This window comes from Spiroplasma endosymbiont of Megaselia nigra, from assembly GCF_003987485.1.
GTDB lineage: Bacteria > Bacillota_I > Bacilli_A > Mycoplasmatales > Mycoplasmataceae > Spiroplasma.
The window spans coordinates 1-1,667 of sequence record NZ_RCOO01000227.1 but is presented as its reverse complement, the minus strand read 5'-3'; the positions used below and the strand labels follow the sequence as shown (position 1 = coordinate 1,667).

The following is a 1,667-nucleotide window of genomic DNA, read 5'->3' as shown; positions in this document are numbered from 1 at the left end:
GCGATGTTTGTTCAATTTCTTTTACTGTATTTTTTCGAAATTCTGCAGTATATGTTTTAAATTTTTGTTCTTTTCCTGCCATTAAAAAATGCACCTCCTCTAAAAGTTTAGTAAAGTTCTTTTTTAATTTTACTTACTTTTTGGGGTGCAGTCTTTTTACAATTAATAAAATGTTTCTTATGTTTATAGATTATAATGCAATTTACAAATATATAAAATAAATTAAAATCTTGCTTTTCTCGTTGAAAACTAGTAAAATAATAAATATATTATTAAAAAAGCCCAAAAATGGAAAATATAACAAACAACGAAACAATATTAAAACTAAATAATAATAAAATTTGAATATTAAAAAATAATATTAAAACTTTAACTAAAAGTTGACGATTTTTATTTAAAATAATAATTGGTCTTTTACCAATTATTTCAATTATTGTTTTTACTAGTGTTAGTTTATCATTGACATTATGGTCTAAACATCATGGAATATTTCCCAAAAGTTGGGTACCAAAGTATGAAACAAAATTAGCAGAGTTACAAAGTTGATCAGATATTAGTATTAGTTTTATGGTTATTTTTCGAAACCTAACCTTATATACCTCATATTCAACATTGCTTTTTTCTGCTTTCTTCCTTAATTCTGCGTTTAATACGTTAAAAGAAGGAAAGGGGCGATATGATAATAGTAAAGTAGGATTATTAACAATGGTAGTTATTTGCTTTACGTTATTCTTTTATAATCTTTCTTTACCAATTACTGGTGATTTTAAAAGTTGATTACCAATTCAATGAATGAGCATGTTTTTGCAACATTCTTTAATTCCTCTATTAGGTGTGATTTATTATTTTGTTTTTTATCAACATCATGATTTAAGTTATAACAAAATAACTATGTTACGTTGATGAGGTTATAGTTTAGCAACAATTTTAGGTTATTTCTTGGTGTTTACTATTTTTGGTTATATTTTAAAAGTAACTAATAGTTGAAAACCATGACCAGATATGTCATTCTTGGGTTATTTCCCATATGATTTTATGGAATTTACAAATCCGAAAGCTAGTTACACAAATGGTAAAGTTCCGATGGCTATACAAACAATTGTTGTTTACACAACCTTTGCCCTAATTATTAGTGGCTGTTATTTTGGATTCTATTTTGCACAAAATAAAATTAGTAGTAAACAAACAAACCAGTTACAAAAACAATTAAATTTAGCAAAATAAAAAGTAGTTTCAAACTACTTTTTACCTTTTTTATACTTTTTACTAGTTTATTTATTTTGATAATAAATGATGCTTATTAGGTAATGATTCTGAATTTGGCAGTGTTTCTTCCGTTGGATTATTGTCCTTTTTCAATAATTCTGGACGGCAATTTTTGTAACTTAATTTGACATGTTTTTTAACGGGGTCAAAATCAAGAACTTCTACTTCAACATTGTCACCAACATTAACAAATTCTCGAATATCTCGTACAAAGAAATCAGAAAATTCACTAATATGAATTAAAACAAGACTGCACCCCAAAAAGTAAGTAAAATTAAAAAAGAACTTTACTAAACTTTTAGAGGAGGTGCATTTTTTAATGGCAGGAAAAGAACAAAAATTTAAAACATATACTGCAGAATTTCGAAAAAATACAGTAAAAGAAATTGAACAAACATCGC

2 protein-coding genes are annotated in these 1,667 nt (G+C 25.7%); one reads left to right on the top strand and one right to left on the bottom strand.

Features of this window, described 5'->3' with window-relative positions:
• The first annotated feature begins 288 nt into the window (after window positions 1–288).
• Window positions 289–1,224, top strand: a complete 936-nt coding sequence (locus D9R21_RS06330) for a hypothetical protein (RefSeq protein ID WP_126821525.1) — start codon at window positions 289–291, stop codon at window positions 1,222–1,224.
• Between the two features lie 51 nt (window positions 1,225–1,275).
• Here the strand turns inward: D9R21_RS06330 and D9R21_RS06325 are convergent, their stop codons facing one another.
• Window positions 1,276–1,527, bottom strand: coding sequence for a S1 RNA-binding domain-containing protein (locus D9R21_RS06325; protein WP_241568812.1), 252 nt, complete (start codon window positions 1,525–1,527; stop codon window positions 1,276–1,278).
• Between the last annotated feature and the right edge of the window lie 140 nt (window positions 1,528–1,667).